This window comes from Marinomonas balearica, from assembly GCF_004362145.1.
In the GTDB taxonomy this organism is placed as follows: Bacteria; Pseudomonadota; Gammaproteobacteria; order Pseudomonadales; family Marinomonadaceae; genus Marinomonas; species Marinomonas balearica.
Window position 1 is genome coordinate 278,688 of the sequence record NZ_SNXC01000010.1, and the last position, 17,139, is coordinate 295,826.

Annotated in this window: 16 protein-coding genes; 9 read left to right on the forward strand and 7 right to left on the reverse strand. The window is 44.5% G+C overall.

Annotation, left to right across the window (positions count from 1 at the left end; genetic code table 11):
* Window positions 1-35 precede the first annotated feature (35 nt).
* Entirely contained in the window at window positions 36-1,046 is a 1,011-nt protein-coding gene (locus DFP79_RS06405) for a glycosyltransferase family 9 protein (protein ID WP_133503110.1), read from the forward strand.
* Here the strand turns inward: DFP79_RS06405 and DFP79_RS06410 are convergent.
* Window positions 1,039-1,995 carry a hypothetical protein gene (locus DFP79_RS06410; RefSeq protein WP_133503111.1) on the reverse strand — a complete coding sequence of 319 codons (957 nt, stop codon included), beginning with the start codon at window positions 1,993-1,995 and terminating at the stop codon, window positions 1,039-1,041. The two genes, DFP79_RS06405 and DFP79_RS06410, sit on opposite strands and share 8 nt — an antisense overlap.
* 200 nt (window positions 1,996-2,195) lie before the next feature.
* On the opposite strand from DFP79_RS06410, the gene DFP79_RS06415 reads away from it, so the two are divergent.
* The 3 genes from DFP79_RS06415 (at window position 2,196) to gcvA (ending at window position 5,197) form a co-directional block, all read left to right on the forward strand.
* On the forward strand, window positions 2,196-2,738 hold the full coding sequence (locus DFP79_RS06415) for a DUF1285 domain-containing protein (RefSeq protein ID WP_133503112.1): 543 nt from the start codon (window positions 2,196-2,198) through the stop codon (window positions 2,736-2,738).
* Window positions 2,739-2,829: 91 nt separating this feature from the next.
* Window positions 2,830-4,170: a DEAD/DEAH box helicase gene (locus DFP79_RS06420; RefSeq protein ID WP_133503113.1), complete on the forward strand. Its 1,341-nt coding sequence runs from the start codon at window positions 2,830-2,832 to the stop codon at window positions 4,168-4,170.
* A 127-nt stretch (window positions 4,171-4,297) separates the two neighbouring features.
* A complete protein-coding gene (gene gcvA / locus DFP79_RS06425) occupies window positions 4,298-5,197 on the forward strand; it encodes a transcriptional regulator GcvA (RefSeq protein WP_133503114.1) in 900 nt (299 codons plus the stop codon).
* Window positions 5,198-5,285: 88 nt separating this feature from the next.
* On the opposite strand, the gene DFP79_RS06430 is transcribed toward gcvA, so the two are convergent.
* Window positions 5,286-6,986, reverse strand: a complete 1,701-nt coding sequence (locus DFP79_RS06430) for a LysM peptidoglycan-binding domain-containing protein (RefSeq protein WP_133503115.1) — start codon at window positions 6,984-6,986, stop codon at window positions 5,286-5,288.
* A gap of 100 nt (window positions 6,987-7,086) precedes the next feature.
* Window positions 7,087-7,860 (reverse strand): hydroxyacylglutathione hydrolase, encoded by a 774-nt coding sequence (gene gloB / locus DFP79_RS06435; RefSeq protein ID WP_133503116.1) that lies wholly within the window; start codon window positions 7,858-7,860, stop codon window positions 7,087-7,089.
* A gap of 84 nt (window positions 7,861-7,944) precedes the next feature.
* Between gloB and DFP79_RS06440 the strand changes: the two genes are divergently transcribed.
* Genes DFP79_RS06440 through dnaQ form a run of 3 tightly spaced genes read left to right on the forward strand, consistent with a single transcriptional unit; the run spans window position 7,945 to window position 9,839 of the window.
* Entirely contained in the window at window positions 7,945-8,685 is a 741-nt protein-coding gene (locus tag DFP79_RS06440; protein ID WP_133503117.1) for a class I SAM-dependent methyltransferase, read from the forward strand.
* Entirely contained in the window at window positions 8,682-9,125 is a 444-nt protein-coding gene (gene rnhA / locus DFP79_RS06445; RefSeq protein WP_133503118.1) for a ribonuclease HI, read from the forward strand. Before DFP79_RS06440 ends, rnhA begins: the two co-directional genes overlap by 4 nt.
* A gap of 6 nt (window positions 9,126-9,131) precedes the next feature.
* The gene (gene dnaQ, locus DFP79_RS06450; protein ID WP_133503119.1) at window positions 9,132-9,839 is read left to right on the forward strand and encodes a DNA polymerase III subunit epsilon; all 708 of its coding nucleotides are present in this window, start codon (window positions 9,132-9,134) and stop codon (window positions 9,837-9,839) included.
* A gap of 127 nt (window positions 9,840-9,966) precedes the next feature.
* On the opposite strand, the gene DFP79_RS06455 is transcribed toward dnaQ, so the two are convergent.
* From DFP79_RS06455 to fepB, 4 genes are read right to left on the reverse strand one after another with little or no spacing between them, the layout of a single operon-like run.
* A complete protein-coding gene (locus DFP79_RS06455) occupies window positions 9,967-10,749 on the reverse strand; it encodes an ABC transporter ATP-binding protein (RefSeq protein ID WP_133503120.1) in 783 nt (260 codons plus the stop codon).
* Window positions 10,750-10,761: 12 nt separating this feature from the next.
* The gene (locus DFP79_RS06460; protein WP_243730215.1) at window positions 10,762-11,823 is read right to left on the reverse strand and encodes a FecCD family ABC transporter permease; all 1,062 of its coding nucleotides are present in this window, start codon (window positions 11,821-11,823) and stop codon (window positions 10,762-10,764) included.
* Window positions 11,820-12,896, reverse strand: coding sequence for a Fe(3+)-siderophore ABC transporter permease (locus tag DFP79_RS06465; protein WP_133503121.1), 1,077 nt, complete (start codon window positions 12,894-12,896; stop codon window positions 11,820-11,822). The genes DFP79_RS06460 and DFP79_RS06465 overlap by 4 nt, the downstream gene beginning before the upstream one ends.
* A complete protein-coding gene (fepB, locus tag DFP79_RS06470; RefSeq protein ID WP_133503122.1) occupies window positions 12,883-13,989 on the reverse strand; it encodes a Fe2+-enterobactin ABC transporter substrate-binding protein in 1,107 nt (368 codons plus the stop codon). The genes DFP79_RS06465 and fepB overlap by 14 nt, the downstream gene beginning before the upstream one ends.
* 246 nt (window positions 13,990-14,235) lie before the next feature.
* On the opposite strand from fepB, the gene DFP79_RS06475 reads away from it, so the two are divergent.
* Both DFP79_RS06475 and DFP79_RS06480 read left to right on the forward strand, forming a co-directional pair.
* Entirely contained in the window at window positions 14,236-15,402 is a 1,167-nt protein-coding gene (locus tag DFP79_RS06475; protein WP_133503123.1) for an isochorismate synthase, read from the forward strand.
* On the forward strand, window positions 15,399-17,132 hold the full coding sequence (locus tag DFP79_RS06480) for a (2,3-dihydroxybenzoyl)adenylate synthase (protein ID WP_133503124.1): 1,734 nt from the start codon (window positions 15,399-15,401) through the stop codon (window positions 17,130-17,132). The genes DFP79_RS06475 and DFP79_RS06480 overlap by 4 nt, the downstream gene beginning before the upstream one ends.
* The last annotated feature ends 7 nt before the right edge of the window (window positions 17,133-17,139 follow it).

A 17,139-nucleotide genomic window follows, 5' to 3' on the forward strand; every position in this document is an offset into this window, starting at 1 on the left:
AATATTCGGCAATTATAATCAGTATAAAGAGTGACATGGAAAACCGGCCTGACAATTCAATCCAACGTATTTTAGTTGTGCGTCTTTCTGCAATTGGTGATGTGTGCCACGCGATGGCTGTGGTTGCTCGCGTGCAGGAACACTATCCGCATGCAGAAATTACTTGGATCACGTCTCCTCTCGAAGCAAATTTAGTTCGCCTTTTGCCCAATATCAATGTTGTTGAATACAATAAAAAGTCGGGCATTAAAGGAATGTTTTCGCTAAGACAAGCTTTAAAAGGAATCTCCTACGATGTCTTGTTGCATATGCAGTGGTCATTGAGAGCAAGTTTTCTATCTCGTATGGTTCGTGCGCGTCGACGAATTGGTTTTTCCAAGTCCTTTTCTAGAGAAAAACAACATTGGTTTGTTAACGAATTCGCCAGCACTCCAAAAGGAACACATGTCTTAGACAGCCTATTGTCTATTGCGGCGCCATTGGGCATCGAATCACCTATGATCCCATGCTCGTTGGCGTTACCTAATTGGTCTGGCGAGTTGCCAGAGGATTATGTGGTTCTTAACCCCAGTGCTTCAAAGGCGGAGCGCAATTGGACAGTCAAAGGGTACAGTGCTGTTATTGCCTATCTAAAAGAGAACAACCAAAATGTCGTTCTTACTGGCGGCCCTAGCGAAGAAGAGCAAGCGCTAGCGGCGAGTTTACGAGCGGACGGTGTCATCGATTTAACGGGTAAAACCAGTTTGCCAGAAATGATGTCGATCTTAGGCAAAGCAAAGTTAGTGATCAGCCCAGATACAGGGCCAGCACATATGGCTACGCTGGTCGGAACGCCTGTGTTAGGCCTGTATGCCCATTCGAACCCGCTTCGAACTGGCCCATATCGAGATTTAGAGCATGTTGTGAGTGTCTATGAATCGCTTGCTTTAAAAGAGTACGGTAAACCTGTTGAATTGTTGCCTTGGGCGAGCAGAGTGCATGACCCGAAGGCCATGCATTATATTGAAGAATCCGACGTTTTGGCTCAGCTTGCGCGTCTTATCTAATTTGCTGCTCGGCTAATTTAAGATCCAAAGTTGCTTTAAGCAGTTTGTACAGTCGAATAGATGCGTCGATTTCATCTTTACGGTTTGTAAGACTCTCGACGTTTAACCCAAGCGGTACGCCAAGAGGCAGTGCCGATTCGATAATTTGCTCTAGAGCCGAACGACAAATACGGATGGATTCTTCTAGTGGTTTATTTGCATCTAGAATGCGGTGCTTCGTAGCGTCTGGCACTGAAATACCAAGCCATTCCATAAATTCAAGCGTCTTCGCACTTCCGCACGGTGTGAAGGTTAAAATAAGTCGTTTGGGCTGAAGGTTTAGCTCTTTACACTTTCTTGCATACTGACTGATTAAATCGATAGTAGCCTGAGGATTATAAACGGCTTGTGAGATAAAGAATTCGCACCCTGACTCGGCTTTTTTCAGCAGCCTTTCATGTTCATCGCCTTTCTTCGCATGGCGTTCTGCTATCGTTACCCCTCCCAAATTGAACTGATGAGGCGCTTCGGCCAGCGAGTCGTAGGCTTGAGGCAAAGGTAGGGATATTTTGCGATCCGAAGAGGGCGCACCGACCAGCACTAAATCACGAATACCATAGATATTCCAAGCTTCATCTAGCCAATTATTAAATTCAGTCTTGCTGCGCGCTGCTACACTTTTATAAGTAATAACAGGACGCTCAGAGGCGTTACTTAAGCGCTTTGACCAAGCTCGTGGATCGTGAGTTTCCATAAAAGGGAAAGGTCGAGGTTCTGTTACACGGCTACTTTCATCCTGAATGTCGTAGACAACCATGCCATCGTATTCAAGCTCCGCAAGACGGCCCAGAAGTTTTGAACTGATTTCTTGCAGTTTGTCTTCTTCTGTTGATAGCTTTGGTGGAGTCGTACCGATAAAGTATACGCCACGAGTCGGGTCTTGAAATTTGCGTGCTAGCTCAGTAGTCATGATTGTGCTCTTTTATAATAAGAATGAGCGATCTTTACTGAAATGGAGACTGCTCATTGATATGTGTAATTGACCATGTAAGTGTAGCAGTGAGTTGTTTTCATGTTTACGTCTATAACTTGAGAATTATTAATGTTTGGGTGAGGGATCTTAATTGGGTAATGTTTAGATCAATATTAATTGGATAAATAGAGGGTAAAATGGGGTTAATCAATCTAGAGGCGATTTCACAAGATGATGGATATCCGCCAGTTCATCAGTGGAAGCCGGAATTCTGTGGTGATATGGATTTGTTAATTCAAAGAAACGGAGAATGGATTCACGAAGGCAGCGCCATAAAACGCGAAAAAATGGTGACACTATTCAGTCGCGTGCTGTGGTGCGAAGACTCTCAGTATTTCTTGGTAACGCCTCATGAAAAAGTTCGTATACAGGTAGAAGACGTGCCTTTTTTAGTCACACAATGTGAGTGTAAAGTGGACGATAATGGCCGCACTTTTTTTGCGATGCAAACCACTACGAAAGATCAATTGCAGCTTGGTATAGATACGGAGCTTGAATTGCATGATTGGCAAGGTGAGCTTTTGCCTTATATAACGATGCGTTACGGGATGAAGGCCAGTTTACATCGAAATGTGTTTTACGATTTAGCGAATAACTACGCTGAGGAGCAGATTGAGGGCGATGAGGTAAGCTGGTGGATTGAAAGCGCGGGCAAGCGCTACTGTATAGGCAGAAGCTAAGGTATACTTGCCGCATTGTAATACTGTTTGATATGAACACTCGTTGTGTATGGCATATTCGCTGTGCAACTGAATTTAGAGGAATACCTGTTTGCTTTTTAAAGATTTCGGTTTAGATACCCGTTTAATGCGCTCGTTTGAACATTTTGGTTATGATGTTCCAACGGAAATTCAAGAGCGTGCCATTCCGGAAGTGGTTGCTGGCAGAGACTTGTTAGCGTCTTCCAAGACGGGATCGGGTAAGACATTTGCTTATTTGTTGCCTGCAATAAACCGAGTATATCAACGAAGAGCGCTATCACGACGTGATCCGCGAGTGATTATTTTGGTTCCCACGCGTGAATTAGCAAAGCAGGTTTATGGTCAACTGCGCACGTTACTTGCTGGAAGCCGTCTTACCTCCGCACTTATTCTAGGTGGCGAGAACTTTAACGACCAGCATAAAGCACTTCAAAAAGATCCTCACTTTGTCGTTGGAACACCGGGTCGATTAACGGATCACCTTGAAAAGCGTCATTTGTACCTTGAAGGGACAGAGTTGCTTATTTTAGATGAAGCCGATCGGATGTTGGATTTAGGGTTCGCAGATTCAATGCGAGCCATTAACAAAGCGGCAAGCCATCGCCAGCGTCAGACGATCTTCTTTTCTGCCACACTGGACAATACTGATGTCAGTAATATTGCGGAAGAACTATTGCGTGAGCCTTCTCGTGTAGCGGTTGGGCATGGCAGTGATCAACATCAGGACATTGCTCAGCATGTTTTACTGAGTGATCACCTTGATCACAAAGAGGCGCTTTTAAAACATCTACTCACCCATGCTGATTTAAAACAAGGCATTGTATTTACGGCAACCAAACAAGATACCGTACGTTTGTCTGAGATGGTTTCATCGTGGGGCTTTACCTCTGAAGCGCTAAGTGGTGATTTAGGTCAAAGCGCACGTAATCAGGTTATGGAAAACTTCTCACGTGGCAAATTTCAAGTACTCGTCAGTACGGATATTGCCTCGCGCGGTTTGGACATTGCAGCCGTTTCACATGTGATTAACTTTGATGTTCCGAATCCCGCTGAAGAATTCGTGCATCGAACAGGTCGAACTGGACGAGCTGGGTTTAAAGGCGACGCTTACACCTTTGTTGGTCCTAAAGATTGGTATAACTTTAAAGCGGTAGAAGAGTTTCTAAAAACACAATTTGCAACAGAGCAAATTGAAGGTTTAGAACCCAGCTTTAAAGGGATAAAAGCGAAAAAAGCCGGCGTGAAAACAACGGATAGAAAAGGTCAGAAAGCGAAGTCTAAAAAAGCCGATCATCGCAATACTAAGCGGAAATCATCAAAAGCGGTGGTGCACGATAATCGCCAAGATGGTTTTGAACCGTTTAAATTACCGAAGAAAAAGCTCAACGTAAGCGACAACAACGACAGTTAGTTCCATTTTGAGAATTGAAGTGTTTGTGTTGTGAAGTAGGCTATACTCAAAACACATTTGTGTTGTGTGTGTTTTTCATTCAATATGGTATTTCTATACATATTAAGGAGTTACGTTTATTAATCGTTTGCCCCCGTTAAATTCACTTAAATGCTTCGAATCGGCTGCTCGTCATGGAAGCTTTAATCGAGCTGCGAACGAGCTAAACGTAACGCCTTCGGCCATTAGTCACCAAATCAAAGGTTTGGAGAGCTTCTTAGGCATTGAGTTGTTCAGAAGGACGAAACGAAAGGTTATTCTTACTGAGGCTGGTGAGCAATATATCGGCCCAATTAAGAGTATATTTGAGCAGCTTGAAAGCGCTACAACCGAATTAAAGAGCGGTCAAAAAGGTGGTTACTTAAGCCTTGCCGTTGCTCCTGCTTTTCTAACACGCTGGTTAATGCCTAGAATGGAATCGTTTCAAGCTCAATATCCAGACATTGAGCTTGAAATAACATCTTCAATGAGTGCGTTGGATATGTCTGCGTCTGACATTGATATGGCCATTTATTTTGGTAATGGCGATTGGGATAATCTAGAGGTTCATTACCTGCGCCCGATTTCGCTAGCACCCGTATGTAGCCCGAAATTGATTAAGCCTAATCAGCCAATAAACAAGCCAGAAGACATGCGTTTTTACCCGCTTCTTCATGTAAGCAAGCGACGTGATGAGTGGCATGATTGGTTGAAGCAGAACGAAGTTGATCCTAAATTTTTCCGTCGTGGTTTAATGCTATCCAGTGGATCATTAACTGCGGGTGCTGCGGCTCAGGGCTTGGGGATTGCGCTGGCTGATTCTGGGTTGTTGGATGAGGAAATCAAATCAGGTGAGTTGGTCTTATTGTTTGATCATCATCTGAGGACAGATCGTTCTTTTTACCTTGTTTATGAAAAACGTAGAGCTGTCACGCCTGCTATGGCGGCGTTTAAAGAATGGTTAATGGCTGAAACTCGACAAGAGAAAGTTGTACCAGAGAACAATTAGAATGGCTAACAAGAAAAATAAAAAAGAGCGCTATTAGCGCTCTTTTTTATTTTTTAGTATTTATTAGTAGCTCTGAGAAATTATGTCTTTAACCACCAACCACGTTGACTAACAAGGTTACTTTGTCGCCCGGCTGTACGTATTTTTTCTTCGATACGTTGGGGTTCCACTTTCGGATATTGCTTAAAGATACATTAAATTTATTGGCTACACGAGCGAGCGAATCACCAGAACGTAACGTATAAACCACTTTCTTAATGATGCTCTTACGGCCATTGGTGTTAGTGGCTTTGTCGGATTTAACCCAAACAACCAGTTTTTTACCCGGTCTTAATGGATCGCCCAGCCCCATGCTATTCCAGCGTGCAAGTGTTTTAGAGCTCGTATTGTATTGCTTTGCAATTTTCCAAAGGCTGTCGCCCGCTTGAACCGTGTAGTTAAGCTTGATGCGACTTCTAGACGGAGAAGTGGATTGCTTTGTCAGCAACCTTTGATGGGAGCTTAACGTATAGCTTTCAATTTTATTCCCCGCAACAGGGATCATTAGCTGCTGACCAACACGAATAAGTGACGACGATATTTTATTTACATCCTGCAATACATCGACGGTTGTGTTGTGTGATTTGGCAACGCCTAACAAATTATCACCCGCTTTTACGGTATAACGAACCCAAGTGACGCGGTCTTTAGGGCTAATGGACGCGAGTTTTGTACGGAAATTTTTGGCTTTAGAAATAGGAACCAATAACTTATGTGGGCCGTTAGGTGCTGTTGCCCATTGGTTGAATGCAGGATTCAGCAGATAAATCTCATCAATGCTGATGTCAGCCATATTTGCAGCTTGCGCTAAATCGATCTGACCGCCGATATTGACTTGTTCAAAGTACGGTTTATTGACAATAAAGTGAGTCGTGTAGCTGTATTTAGCGGGGTCTTTAATGATTTTCGCGAGTGCGAGCAGTTTAGGTACGTACGCGCGCGTTTCTTTTGGTAAATCTAATGACCAAAAATCCGTTGGCTTTCCTGCTTTTTTATTTTTACGAATGGCACGCATCACCGTGCCTTCGCCAGAATTGTATGATGCCAATGCGTGCAGCCAGTTACCGTCGAACATTCTGCCTAATTTCGTTAGGTAGGCGATGGCGGCTTTCGTCGAGAGTGTGATATCACGTCGGCCGTCATACCACCAATTTTGATCTAATCCATAAATCTGGCCCGTCGAAGGGATAAACTGCCATGGGCCAGAAGCGCGGCCGTGACTGTAGCCAAAAGGATCAAAGCCACTCTCAACGATAGGAAGCAGCGCAATTTCCAATGGCATATTCGCTTTTTCTAACTCTTCAACAATGAAATAGAGGTAGCGCTCGCCGCGCTTAGATACGCGAGTTAGGTAATTAGGGTGTGAGCTGTACCAGCGAAGCTGAGAGCGTAAACGAGGCTGATCGACATCCAGATTAAGCTTATAACCAGCCCTGATCCGTTCCCAAATATCTACTGGAGCCTTTGGCTCAGGCGGTGTAACGGCGACTTTATGCTGTGTTTCTGCGTCGTTCTCAGCTTGTACGTCTTGAGGTGAGGATTGGTTAGTAACGGCAGGAACGTTGTCAATCGGGCTCTCTGCATCGGTATCCGATCCACCTAAGTTTTCATTGATTATTTCAGGCGCAGTAGAATTCGCTTGTGTTATTTCAGTCTCACTTTCTGTAGTTGACTCGCCTTTTTTTGTGAGTCCCTGACAGCCAGAGAGCGATATGCTTAAGAATACTACGCCTAAAATATATTTGATCATGAAGTGCACAATTTTTGATTAAAGTGAGCGAGATTCTATCTTGCTGGCCGTGAACGTCAACTAAAATACGCAAACAGGCGTAAATCACTTATAAAAAACACTAAAATACATCTTTTGCGCGACGAATTTGTGCAAATGCGCCATCGGGCGTTTGGTCAGGTTGTTCATCAAGTTGACGTGCAGCTGCAGTAACAACATGCGAGAACGAAGATCTAAAGAAGGGGTTGGTTTCGTTTTCAAGTCCAACGGTCGTTGGTAGTGTCGGCGTAGAGGTCGCTCTTAATTCACGACATGTTAATTCGTTATTGAGTAATTGTTGGTTGGTGGGTTCCAGTGATTTGGCGAATTGATAGTTTACTAACGTGTACTCGTGGGTTGCGTATACTAGAGTGCTCGGATCGAGCGCGGCGATTCTGGATATGGCCGTAAGCATTTGTGTCGCGGTTCCTTCCATTAATCGGCCACATCCGCCACGAAAAACAGTATCGCCACAAAAAATAAGCGGCTTATCTTTTTGATCAACATAACAAAGATGATCCAAGGTATGGCCGGGTATTTCCCACACGGTGAATATTCGTTCAAAGATGTTTACGGTATCACCCTCTTTTAGTGGGTGCGATATCAGCTTGGGGTGCAGGTGTTTTGGGCCATAAACAGGACAGTTAAATTTACTTCTCAAGGCCAAAATTCCATTGGTGTGATCCCAGTGGTGGTGTGTAACAATAATGCCTTTAATCGTGAGGTTGTGCTTCGCACAGTGGGTTTGTACTGGCTTGGCATCGCCGGGATCAACGACCCAAATATCAGAACTATCATTATCCTGGATTAACCAGATATAATTATCTTTTAATGAGGGAAGCGGGTAAATCGTCATATAGTGGTTTCTCTCGACTAAACTTATGCATTAGCTCGCACCATTAATACAGGTGCATATAACAACACTAAAGAGCAACATTGTATGTTGGATGATCAATCAAGACAATTTTTCCAGCAGTGGTATCAAACGTCGCTCGGAGAGCAGCTTCTTAAGCGCGAGATTCGAGCAATTGACGAAGAGATGGATAACGGTGTGGGTTACTACCTTTCTATCCAAACTCCGCTCCACGATCTTGGTATAAAGAATCATAGAATGCGGGAATCGTTTTATATTGCGCCAGCTTTAGAATTGGGTGCACCAGATTCGAGTATTATCGCTCGCTCCAGTGAGCTGCCTCTTGAAGGCGATGGTGTCGATCTTCATGTACTGCACCACACATTGGATATTTCGTTAGAGCCTCATGATGATCTACGTGAAGCCGCCCGAACATTATTGCCCAGTGGAAAAATGATTATAGTTGGCTTTAACCCTTGGAGTATGTGGGGATTACGGCGTTTATTTTCACAGCGTAAAAGTGCGCCGTGGTGCGGTCGTTTTATTAGCCACGCACGCTTAGAAGATTGGCTTAAAGTCGCCGGCCTTGTATTAGAAAAGCGACAATTTATTTCGTATGCACCACCGGTTCAGTCCGATAAATGGCGGAGTCGATTTCATTGGCTTGGTCAGTATTTTAAATTTTTAAAACTGCCATTTGGTGGTGTTTATATATTAACCGTGACGAAAGAAACGAAGCGGTATATACCGATAAAACCCCGTTGGAGAGGCACTCGTGTACGAGTGACTCCTTTAACAAAACCGACAATTAAAGAGATTCCAGATTGAAAGACGTAACAATCTACACAGACGGCGCATGTAAAGGAAACCCCGGAATAGGCGGATGGGGCGCTTGGTTAACCTTTGGCCCACATGAAAAAAGACTGTGCGGCGGTGACCACGATACTACCAACAATCGAATGGAGTTAATGGGCGCAATTGAAGGCTTAAAGGCGCTTAAAGAATCTTGCAAAGTAACACTCTATACAGATTCATCTTATGTTCAGAAGGGCATTAGTGAGTGGTTAGCGGGTTGGAAAAAGAAGGGGTGGAAGACGGCCTCTAAACAGCCCGTTAAGAACAAAGACCTATGGCAACTTCTAGACAGCGAATGTCAGCGCCACGAAGTAACGTGGAAATGGGTCAAAGGCCATGCTGGAATTGAAGGAAATGAAATAGCAGACCAACTTGCTAATCAAGGTATCGAAGAGTTGCGAGCGAAGGGGTAGAAAGAAATGAGACAGATTGTACTGGATACCGAAACAACCGGTATTGACCCCAAACAAGGTCATCGAATTATAGAAATTGGTTGTGTTGAGATGATTGGGCGAAAGCTCACCAATCGGCACTTTCATGTCTATATCAATCCAGACCGCGAAGTGGAAGAAGAGGCGTTTCGAGTTCACGGTATTAGTAACGAGTTCCTTTTAGACAAACCGCGGTTTCACGAGATCGCTCAGGAATTTCTGGATTTTATTCGCGGCGCAGAACTCGTCATTCACAATGCTCCGTTTGATGTAGGTTTCATGGATCATGAGTTCTCAATGCTCGGGAACTATCCAAAAACATCTGAAGTTTGTGATGTGTTTGATACCTTAGCGTTCGCACGCAAAAAGCATCCGGGCGCAAAAAATAATCTGGATGCTTTATGTAAGCGTTACGGCATAGACAACTCGCATCGTGAACTGCATGGCGCACTGCTTGACTCCGAAATACTAGCAGATGTTTATTTGCTTATGACGGGTGGGCAAACCAGTCTAGGCTTATCAATGAACGGTGAAAATGAAGGCGGTGGATCCGATAATCCGGGTGAAATTAGACGGCTTTCTCCAGACAGACCCATGTTAAAAGTGCTGCGCGCTAACGCAGAGGAGCTTGCAGGGCATGAAGAACGTTTGGATTTGATTGATAAAAAAGCCGGGCAGGCTATTTGGCGACGTTGATTTTACTCGTTGGCGACCGTTCCTAAATGTTGTTTGCTGATACAGGTTTTTACGCTTTTTAGATAACAGGTGTTTTCGAAAGAAGCGTTCCCATATAAGTATCAGCTTCAACATACACTATGAATGCTCAGTACCGGCCTTTAGGTACAATCATTGGGGTGTTGGAAATAGGGTCATTAATAATTACAGATTTCAAACCAAAGACCTCTTCAATAAGTGATTCATTGACGATATCACTCGGTTTGCCTGTCGCAACAATGCGACCAGATTTCATCGCGATTAGGTTATCTGCATAGCGACAGGCGTGATTTAAGTCGTGAAGAACCGCTACCAATGTACGACCGTTTTTTAAATTAAGGTCTTTAAAGAGATCCAGTAGCTCTATTTGATGAGCAATGTCTAAATACGTCGTAGGTTCATCCAGCAACAGTAACGGCGTATCTTGCGCTAATGTCATCGCAACCCAAACTCTTTGTCTTTGTCCGCCTGATAATTGGTCTACCTGTTGAGAGGCGAATTTTGTGGTGTCGGTGACTTCAAGAGCGAGGTTAACTGCATTTTGATCGTCCTGATTCCAAGGCTGAAACCACTTTTGGTGTGGGTATCGGCCGCGAGCAACAAGATCGGTTACTTTTATACCATCTGGCGCAGTTGCTGTTTGTGGAAGCAACCCTAAGCGTTTAGCGATATCTTTAGTGGGCAGTGTATGAATGTCTTCGCCGTTAAGTAATATTTGACCTTTTTGCGGCGGTAGTAGCCGGCTTAGCGCTCTCAAGAGCGTTGATTTCCCACAGGCATTCGGCCCAACTATGACTGTGAATTTTCCTTTAGGGATGGAAACGCTGAGATCTTTGGCGATTTCATGCTTGTCATAACTGAGAGTGACGGATTGAGCGTCGAGTATCGTCATAGGTTTATTTCGCTAGTTCTTCGATTCGTTTGAAATTAAATACACAAGATAGACTCCACCCAAACTTATGGTCACCAAACCGACGGGAAACTTTGTTTCGGGAAGGGCGTATTGAGCTAAGTAATCGGCTGTTACAAGTAGAAATGCGCCGACCAACGCCGCAGAAAATAATGAACATTTTTTTGAGTTTTGCTTGGATAAATTTAACCGCTTTGCAATTTGAGGAGCAGCAAGGGAGATGAACGCGATAGGGCCTGTTATTGCCGTTGGTGCAGCGGTTAAGCAAACGCCAATCAGCATAAGCAATAAGCGAGTTTTATGTACGCTGACACCTAAGGCAGCAGCCAAATCATCCCCCATTTCAAGTAACTTCATTCGCGTGACTAACATTGCTGAAAACACCAACAATATGCCTAGGAATAGGCTAATAGGGATCAATTTTGCCCATGTTATTCCGTTTAATGAACCGACACTCCAAAGAGCGGCAGTCATCGCTGTTTCCAAAGAAACGCTGAGCGAAAGCCACATATTGAAAGCGGATAACATGGCGCTGACTGCGATTCCTACAATGATCAAGCGGAATCCCGACATACCATCACGATAGGCAAACAGGTAGACCAACATAGCCGCAAATAGTCCACCGCCAATTGCGCCAATGACAACCAGCCAAAAATGAACACCGATAAAAGCCATAGTGAGCAATACACCAGTAAATGCACCTACATTAAAACCCGTAATATCGGGACTTCCTAAAGGATTTTTGACTAACGACTGAAAAATAGCGCCGCTTACGCCAAGTGCTCCTCCGATGAAAATTGCGGCACAGATACGCGGAGCGCGCCACTGCCAGATAACAACTGATTGCAAAGGGTCAAACAAGGTACCTGACAGCAGGTTTGACAATAAATCAGACAGTGAACCAGAAACATGTTGCCCGATAAATAAAGAGTAAGTGGAGAGAAGAAAGAGACCTAAGAGAACAAAAATCTGTGTTTTAGTCAGCGTGAATGGAATTCGTAATCGTTCAATCATGTTCACTCGTTGGCCAGTATTCAGAGATTGGAGCGTTTTCATAATCTGGATGCCTCTTTCTGCCGTGCGAGATAAATTAAAATGGGCGCTCCAATAAAGGCTGTTACCACAGATACTTGCAATTCACTGGTTAAAATGACTCGGCCAACCGTATCGGAACTGATAAGAAGAATAGGCGTGAGCAAACAGCAAAATGGGATAATCCACCGTTGATCTGGCCCCACCATCCATCTTGCGATATGTGGCATCATTAGGCTAACAAAGCCAATTGGGCCTGCGGCAGCAGTGGCGCATCCGCAGAGTAATGTAATGATAATTAAGCACGCTGCTTGTGTTTTAATAATGTGAGTACCGAGCGTCGAGGCCAGAGCGTCGCCTAACCCTAATGTGTTTAAGGACGGAGTGAGAGAGAATGCAGCGATGCAACTAAGAATAACAATAGGAGCAATAAACAATGGAATGTCGAGAGTTCTGACATCCAAACTACCGATAACCCAAAAGCGGATAGCATCAAATGCGCTGGGGTTAAATAATGTTAGGCCGGAACTGATGCCGCCTAACACGGCTCCGATTGCTACTCCGGCTAATGTAAGTCTAAGTGGGTCTGGTCGCCCTTTGCTTTGTCCTATTGCGTACACAAGAACACTTGTAATCAAAGCGCCCGCAGCGGAGAAAACAAAAAAATCCATTAATGAAGATGCTCCCATGAACACAATGCCAATGGCGATCGCAAGGCTTGCACCTACGTTAACCCCCAATATTCCCGGATCTGCAAGCGGGTTGCGAGTGATCGCTTGTATCAATGCACCGGATACACCCAACGCCATACCCACAAAGAGCCCATTGAGTGTTCTAGGGATTCTGCCTTCCCAAATAATGGCGCTTTCAAGCCCGATATCGTTTCCATTTAATGTTTGAAAAATTGACACAATGGAAATGGGTTTTGAGCCTATGGTTAGGCTGGCAAAAGCGACGAGAATCAACATAGCAACGCTGGCGATTAACCAGAAGAAACGTTTTTTTCTAGAGAGAGCATGCAGCTGATGTCTGTTTTTTTCCGCATGTACAGGTTGAAGGTTAGTTGTACTCGGTACGGATGATTCATAGGTCTGCATTGTTTGGCTCTTCAGTGCGTGAGCTGACAGCAAGAGGCGTATTATTCTCAATAAACAAGCGACTTAATCTCGAAATCAAATTGCTGGCGCTGTAATAATCCATCCTAAATGTGTCATCGCCAACAGCATACACAGCGTGGTTTTGAACTGCGGGAGTGTCTTTTAGGTAAGTGTTCGACTTGACCTTATTTTCTTGTTCTTTTTCGGCTGAAAAGAGCAGCAGGCTCTGCCCGTTGATTGCATCAGGTAATCGTTCACCCGTTGCAATGATAATATCGCTGCGCTGCCCCATGCTGATATCGCCTTTTACCGACTCAGGAGGTGTTGCGAGTTCAAAACCTAATTCATTAAGTAATCGCCCTTGTGCAGACTGAGGAGTCCAAATATTTGCACCTGTGCCATCGGCGTAATAGACCATTGCAGTAGTTGGTTGAGGAGGGAGTACGGCGCGTTTTGTAAAACGTCTGATTTTCGATTCAAAGTCAGCTATGACCGATTCCGCATTGTCTTCTTTCCCTAAAAAGTCACCTAACAGTGTTGCAAGTTGCATCCAACTTTTATTGTCGTAACGAATAAGTGCCGTTGGCGCAATGGATTTCAGTTGGTCGTACAGTTTTCGAGCTGAGTCTCCTCCTGTGGCTGAAATTAAAATCAGATCGGGATTTTGAGCAACGATCGCTTCGGCATCAGGCTCTCTTTGATACAGAGGGATTAGACGCCGCTGACTGGCCGTATTGCTCCACTGACGCATAAACCCTTTTTCGTCCGCAACGGCTGTGTTTGCCACGGTGCCACCAGAGGCGATGACCGGCGCGTCAATTGCGAGAAGGGTTCCCGTCATGGTAACGCTGGTCGATACGATGCGGCTGGGTGCTTCTGTAAGAGTAACTGGCCCTTTGCTGGTCATTAAAGTTCGTGGCCAGCCGTCAGGGTCTTTAGAAACGTGATCGATTTTCAATTCTGTGGCTGTATTTGAGTCTTCGCACGCGCACAGAGCTAAGGCCATTACCGCTGCCGCAGTCGCTTTGATGATGTTTCGATTCGCTACTCGAATGTCGAAGCATGCAAAAGAAATTGAGGTTTTGGAAAACATGAACATGTCCTTAGTGTTAGGTATCCGTGTCAATGGAAAACGATTACAAATCATATTTATAGTATTGATAAGTATTATCATTCGTAATTAAGGCTAATTTACACTAATTTCTTCCTGCTTTTAAGTCCTCATACTTTAAATAATACGCAAAAAAATAAGCTCAATAAAAAGACTGGATAAATTGAACAATAATTATTATCATTTGCGAATGGTTTACATGATCATTTAAGAGTGAGGACTTTTCTTATGGATACACTCGTTTCTGGCTACTCCAAGTCAGCTTCTATTACGGCATCTGCTCCATTTTTGTTTTACTCAAATTCAAGCTCAGTACGATGCAAGGGAGCAAAGAAGGTATTGGAGCGGCCATTGGCAGACCCACTGTTTACTCAACATTTAGATGAGCTTTTTACAGCAGAAAAGGCGCTCGGTGTAGAGAATCCAATTGTAGTGGGCGCAATACCTTTTGATTTAGAGCAACCGACTCACCTGATTGTTCCAGAGTGGTTTACTTTTCAATCTGTACCTTCTTTTGATATGTCGCTGTTCAATGATCGAAGCTTTAAACATAAGGTGCGGGCTCATCAGTTCTTCCCCGAACACGATGCGTTTATTCATGGTGTTAATCAGGCGCACACTTTGTTTGGCGATACGGAATTAAAAAAGGTGGTTCTTTCTCGCTTATTAGAGCTAGAGCTTGATCAACCAGTGGATTTATCTCGGCTTATGGGAAATGTCATGGCACAGAACCCTAATGCATACCACTTTAATCTTCCTATTCGCGAAGGTGTTCTCATCGGGGCGAGTCCTGAATTGTTGATTCGTAAAACGGCGGATAAAGTGTATTCAAATCCGCTGGCAGGGTCAGCAAAGCGACAGTGTCATGAAGAGGCTGATGTCGCCGCCGCAGATGGTCTTTGGAATTCGACAAAAGACCAATATGAACATCGTCTGGTGGTTGATTCTATTCGCTCGTCAATAGCTCGCTATGTTGGTAGCAAGGTAATTCCTGATACTCCCTCTTTGATCAATACGCCAACCATGTGGCATTTATCAACTCAAATTGAAGGCCGACTGCGAGATTCGAATACAAGCATTTTTGAATTGATTCGGTCGATCCATCCTACTCCTGCAATGGGTGGAACACCTTCAAAGCTTGCGAAACAAGTCATTGATGACGTAGAGCCGCATGATCGTTGTTTTTTTAGTGGTCTCGTCGGGTGGGCGGATTCACAAGGAAATGGAGAGTGGGCCATCGCCATACGGTGTGCTGAGGTGAAAGGCGCTTTTGTGCGTCTCTTCGCAGGCGCTGGAATCGTTCCACAATCCGATCCAGAGATGGAGTGGATAGAGACAGGGAATAAGATGCAAACCATGTTAAACGCATTTGGAATTGAGAGAAGCGCACTATGACGATTTCATTCACTCGCTGGCCTGAAGAGCTTGTTTCTCAGTATCGAAAAAAAGGGTATTGGATTAACAAGCCGTTAACAGATTTAATTTTAAAAGGGGACGATGACAAAGTTGCGATCGTTTGTACTGGTCGAGTCTCGGCGCATAGCACAGAAGAGCATAGGACGTTTACGTATCGCGATTTAAGAGAGCAGTCTTCCGTTTTAGCGTATTTCTTGGCTCAAAATTTGGGGGTGAGTGAAGGAGACACCGTACTCGTACAATTGCCAAATATCGCAGAATTTTACATTGTTTACTTTGCCCTAATGAAGTTAGGTGCAGTTCCTGTGAACGCTTTGTTTAGTCACAATGAGCGTGAACTTAGATCCTATAGTGAACAGGTCAATCCGACCGTATTTATTGGCAGTAACACACATAAATTGTTCTCGGATGATGCGTTTGCAACTGAGTTAAAAAAGTTATCGCCAAATCTTGAACACTTCCTATTGGTTGAGGTGTCTGAATGGGCGATGAGTATTGATACGGTTCTTACCAAAGCGATCGAGACAAAACAACACGCCCTTGAATCGATTTTTGCGATGCAACTGCAAAGAGACGAGCACACTGTTTCTGGTGAAGTCGCATTTTTTCAGCTTTCCGGTGGCAGTACTGGAACACCGAAGCTAATCCCACGCACCCATAACGACTACTACTTTAGCATTAGAAGAAGTGCTGAAATATGTGAACTCACTTCTGACGAACGTTACCTTTGTGCGCTGCCATGTGCTCACAACTATCCGATGAGTTCCCCAGGCGCGTTTGGGGTGTTTTGGGCGGGAGGAACGGTGTATATGGCACCAAGCCCAGAACCTCAGGCATGTCTCGATCTTATCGAGAAATATCGCATTACGATGGCTGCGTTGGTGCCTCCTGCTGCCGCAATGTGGGTCGATGCGTTAGAAAGCAGCATGAGTGCTTCTAATTCGAGTGCCTCTTTTAAACCTGATGGCGTGCGGCAGCTTGATTCTCTGCGTCTCATTCAAGTCGGAGGTGCCAAATTGAGCGATTCGTTAGCGCGTCGAATCCCGCAAACGCTAGGGTGCCAGTTGCAGCAAGTTCTGGGCATGGCTGAGGGGTTGGTTAACTATACTCGCCTTGATGATGACATTGAAACCATTATGACAACACAAGGCAGGCCGATGTGTTCACTGGATGAAGTAAAAGTGGTCGATGAAGTAGGAAATGAAGTAACGAACGGAGAGGCTGGAGAGCTTGTGACTCGTGGGCCTTATACGATACGAGGCTATTACAATGCGCCTGAGCATAATCGTCAAGTATTTGATGAAGGGGGTTTCTATTACACAGGAGACCTCGTTCGACAGGATGAACGAGGTTATCTAACGGTGGTGGGGCGCGATAAAGATCAGATAAATCGCGGGGGAGAAAAGATCGCCGCTGAAGAGGTCGAAAACTTACTTTTAAAGCACGAGCTCATTATGCACAGTGCGCTTGTGTCCATGCCCGATAAAACAATGGGTGAAAAAAGCTGTGCTTTTATCGTACCCAAATTAAAAACTCACACGCTTAAAAGTGTTGGGCTGAGAAAGTATCTCCGTACTCATGGCATTGCTGACTACAAGATTCCAGATCGATTTGAGTTTATTGATACCCTCCCGCTCACTCATGTTGGTAAGCCAAATAAGGTGATGCTAAGACAGATTATTAGCGAACGCCTCAATAAAGAACGTTAAAAACGAC